This is a genomic window from Rothia sp. HMSC061C12 (assembly GCF_001815755.1).
GTDB lineage: Bacteria > Actinomycetota > Actinomycetes > Actinomycetales > Micrococcaceae > Rothia > Rothia mucilaginosa.
The window spans coordinates 1-5,058 of record NZ_KV821851.1 but is presented as its reverse complement, the minus strand read 5'-3'; the positions used below and the strand labels follow the sequence as shown (position 1 = coordinate 5,058).

The window sequence follows — 5,058 nt, the reverse complement described above, 5'->3', positions numbered from 1 at the left end:
TTATCCAAAAACCATACAGTGAACGCAAACACACAAACTCTCTTGAAAAGTAAGCCTTCGGCCTATTAGTACCAGTCAACTCCACGAGTCTTCAGTCCCCGCTTCCATACCCGGCCTATCAACCTCATCATCTATAAGGAGCCTCACACACCAAAAGTGCCAGGAAATCTCATCTCGAAACAGGCTTCCCGCTTAGATGCTTTCAGCGGTTATCCCTCCCGAACGTAGCCAATCAGCCATGCACCTGGCGGTACAACTGACATACCAGAGGTTCGTCCGTCCCGGTCCTCTCGTACTAAGGACAGCCTTTCTCAAATTTCCAACGCGCGCAGCGGATAGGGACCGAACTGTCTCACGACGTTCTGAACCCAGCTCGCGTACCGCTTTAATGGGCGAACAGCCCAACCCTTGGGACCGACTCCAGCCCCAGGATGCGACGAGCCGACATCGAGGTGCCAAACCATGCCGTCGATATGGACTCTTGGGCAAGATCAGCCTGTTATCCCCGAGGTACCTTTTATCCGTTGAGCGACGGCCGTTCCACAACGTACCGCCGGATCACTAGTCCCGACTTTCGTCCCTGCTCGACCTGCCAGTCTCACAGTCAAGCTCCCTTGTGCACTTACACTCAACACCTGATTGCCAACCAGGCTGAGGGAACCTTTGGGCGCCTCCGTTACACTTTAGGAGGCAACCGCCCCAGTTAAACTACCCATCAGGCACTGTCCCTGAACCAGATCATGGCCCGAAGTTAGACATCCAGATTGACCAGAGTGGTATTTCAACAACGACTCCACACAAACTAGCGTCCATGCTTCACAGTCTCCCACCTATCCTACACAAGCCAAACCAAACACCAATACCAAACTATAGTAAAGGTCACGGGGTCTTTCCGTCCTGCTGCGCGAAACGAGCATCTTTACTCGTACTGCAATTTCGCCGAGTTCATGGTTGAGACAGTAGGGAAGTCGTTACTCCATTCGTGCAGGTCGGAACTTACCCGACAAGGAATTTCGCTACCTTAGGATGGTTATAGTTACCACCGCCGTTTACTGGGGCTTAAATTCTCAGCTTCGCTCAAAAGAGCTAACCAATCCTCTTAACCTTCCAGCACCGGGCAGGAGTCAGTCCGTATACATCGTCTTACGACTTCGCACGGACCTGTGTTTTTGATAAACAGTCGCTTCCCCCTGGTCTCTGCGACCCATACACGCTCCAGGCAGCAAGTGCCCATCACGCTCAAGGTCCCCCTTCTCCCGAAGTTACGGGGGCATTTTGCCGAGTTCCTTAACCATGATTCTCTCGATCGCCTTAGTATTCTCTACCTGATCACCTGTGTCGGTTTAGGGTACGGGCGGCTAAAACCTCACGCCGATGCTTTTCTCGGCAGCATAGGATCACCAAATCCCCCAAAAACGGGGTCCCATCACGTCTCAGGCACACAGCCGGCGCATTTAACAACCGACAACCCTACACGCTTAGACCACGACAACCATCGCGTGGCTTGGCTACCTTCCTGCGTCACACCTGTTAACACGTTTACCTCCAAAGATCGGGTCCCACAACCCACACAACACACAAACAAAAGCCTGCACATCATGCTTCGCATGGTTAGCATCACAATATCAGTATGGGCGGTTTTTCACCGGTACGGGAATATCAACCCGTTATCCATCGACTACGCCTGTCGGCCTCGCCTTAGGCCCCGACTAACCCAGGGCAGATTAACTTGACCCTGGAACCCTTGATCATCCGGCGGATGAGTTTCTCACTCATCTTTCGCTACTCATGCCTGCATTCTCACTCGCATAGCCTCCACCACTGGTTTACACCGCAGCTTCACCGGCTACACGACGCTCCCCTACCCAACAACCAAAAAAGGTCATTGCCACAACTTCGGCGGTGTACTTGAGCCCCGCTACATTATCGGCGCAGAATCACTTGACCAGTGAGCTGTTACGCACTCTTTCAAGGATGGCTGCTTCTAAGCCAACCTCCTGGTTGTCTAAGCAACTCCACATCCTTTCCCACTTAGCACACGCTTAGGGGCCTTAGTTGGTGGTCTGGGCTGTTTCCCTCTCGACAATGAAGCTTATCCCCCACTGTCTCACTGCTACGCTCTCACTTACCGGCATTCGGAGTTTAGCTGACGTCAGTAACCCGTGAAGGCCCATCGGCCATCCAGTAGCTCTACCTCCGGCAAGAAACACGTAACGCTGCACCTAAATGCATTTCGGGGAGAACCAGCTATCACAGAGTTTGATTGGCCTTTCACCCCTATCCACAGCTCATCCCCTCCATTTTCAACTGAAGTGGGTTCGGTCCTCCACGACGTCTTACCGTCGCTTCAACCTGGCCATGGATAGATCACTCCGCTTCGGGTCTAGGTCATGCCACTCAAACGCCCTATTCAGACTCGCTTTCGCTACGGATACCCCACACGGGTTAACCTCGCGACATAACACTAACTCGCAGGCTCATTCTTCAAAAGGCACGCTGTCACCCCAAAAGGCTCCAACGGCTTGTAAGCACACGGTTTCAGGTACTATTTCACTCCCCTCCCGGGGTACTTTTCACCATTCCCTCACGGTACTGATTCACTATCGGTCACTAAGAAGTATTTAGACTTACCAGGTGGTCCTGGCAGATTCACACGAGATTCCACGAGCCCCGTGCTACTCGGGTGGCCACACCACGGACAGAACAATTTCGATTACGGGACTCTCACCCTCTACGGCCGACCATTCCAAGTCGTTCACCTACCATCCTGAACATCATGCCGGCAGCCAGTTAGAACTGCCACTGTGACTCCCACAACCCCCATGATGCAACGCCTAACCGCTATCACACACCACAGGTTTAGTCTCTTCCGCTTTCGCTCGCCACTACTCACAGAATCATTACTTTATTTTCTCTTCCTGCGGGTACTGAGATGTTTCACTTCCCCGCGTTCCCCCCAACCAGCCTATACATTCAGCTGGCGGTAACTCACCATGAAGATGAGCCAGGTTTCCCCATTCGGAAATCCTCGGATCACAGCCCAGTTATCGGCTCCCCGAGGCTTATCGCAGATTCACACGTCCTTCATCGGCTCTTAATGCCAAGGCATCCACCGTGTGCCCTTAATAACTTACACACAATCAAGAAAAATAAGAATCTAAAATCAACAATCAAACCAACACCAAAGCATTGATTCAACGCAAATTCCAGAAGATGCTCGCGTCCACTATATAGTTCTCAAACAACAACCCACAACACAACAACAACACAAACAAAAACATCTGCATCATCACCATGCCAGGCAAACAAAGGAACAACACTAATGTGTTACCCCAAAACCCAACAATGCGCCTCATCCAACCCAAAACCAACATTCCACCCATGAGCAAAACCACCCACCCGACACTCGCGGACAGCATGGCCAACTAAATGTGCTCCTTAGAAAGGAGGTGATCCAGCCGCACCTTCCGGTACGGCTACCTTGTTACGACTTAGTCCCAATCGCCAATCCCACCTTAGACGGCTCCCTCCCCGAAGGGTTAGGCCACCGGCTTTGGGTGTTACCAACTTTCGTGACTTGACGGGCGGTGTGTACAAGGCCCGGGAACGTATTCACCGCAGCGTTGCTGATCTGCGATTACTAGCGACTCCGACTTCATGGGGTCGAGTTGCAGACCCCAATCCGAACTGAGACCGGCTTTTAGGGATTAGCTCCACCTCACAGTATCGCAACCCTCTGTACCGGCCATTGTAGCATGCGTGAAGCCCAAGACATAAGGGGCATGATGATTTGACGTCATCCCCACCTTCCTCCGAGTTGACCCCGGCAGTCTCCTATGAGTCCCCACCATAACGTGCTGGCAACATAGAACGAGGGTTGCGCTCGTTGCGGGACTTAACCCAACATCTCACGACACGAGCTGACGACAACCATGCACCACCTGTATACCAGCCCCGAAGGGAAACACCATCTCTGATGCGGTCCAGTATATGTCAAGCCTTGGTAAGGTTCTTCGCGTTGCATCGAATTAATCCGCATGCTCCGCCGCTTGTGCGGGCCCCCGTCAATTTCTTTGAGTTTTAGCCTTGCGGCCGTACTCCCCAGGCGGGGCACTTAATGCGTTAGCTACGGCGCGGAAAACGTGGAATGTCCCCCACACCTAGTGCCCAACGTTTACGGCATGGACTACCAGGGTATCTAATCCTGTTCGCTCCCCATGCTTTCGCTTCTCAGCGTCAGTTACAGCCCAGAGACCTGCCTTCGCCATCGGTGTTCCTCCTGATATCTGCGCATTCCACCGCTACACCAGGAATTCCAGTCTCCCCTACTGCACTCTAGTCTGCCCGTACCCACTGCAATACACGGAGTTAAGCCCCGGCCTTTCACAGCAGACGCGACAAACCGCCTACAAGCTCTTTACGCCCAATAATTCCGGACAACGCTCGCGCCCTACGTATTACCGCGGCTGCTGGCACGTAGTTAGCCGGCGCTTTCTCTGCAGGTACCGTCAATCTCTCTTCTTCCCTGCTAACAGAGGTTTACAACCCGAAGGCCGTCATCCCTCACGCGGCGTCGCTGCATCAGGCTTGCGCCCATTGTGCAATATTCCCCACTGCTGCCTCCCGTAGGAGTCTGGGCCGTGTCTCAGTCCCAGTGTGGCCGGTCACCCTCTCAGGCCGGCTACCCGTCGTCGCCTTGGTGAGCCGTTACCTCACCAACAAGCTGATAGGCCGTGAGCCCATCTATAACCACTACATAACGCTTTCCACCAACACCCCATGCGGAGATTGGTCGTATCCGGTATTAGACCCAGTTTCCCGGGCTTATCCCAGAGTTAAAGGTAGGTTACTCACGTATTACTCACCCGTTCGCCACTAATCCACCTAGCAAGCTAGGCTTCATCGTTCGACTTGCATGTGTTAAGCACGCCGCCAGCGTTCGTCCTGAGCCAGAATCAAACTCTCCGTTGAAAAAATAGAAAAGCTTGATAATCTGATCTCAAACAGCGAATCACACACGGGGGTGCGTGACTCAAGCTGACTAAATTTGAAACCATT

At 52.9% G+C, this 5,058-nt stretch carries 2 rRNA genes; both read right to left on the bottom strand.

The window, feature by feature from the left end:
• Window positions 1–45: 45 nt before the first annotated feature.
• Window positions 46–3,136: ribosomal RNA gene (locus tag HMPREF3055_RS03285) — 23S ribosomal RNA — on the bottom strand.
• A 306-nt stretch (window positions 3,137–3,442) separates the two neighbouring features.
• Window positions 3,443–4,971 (bottom strand): 16S ribosomal RNA (locus tag HMPREF3055_RS03275).
• The 16S and 23S rRNA genes sit together here, the layout of an rRNA operon.
• Window positions 4,972–5,058: the final 87 nt, after the last annotated feature.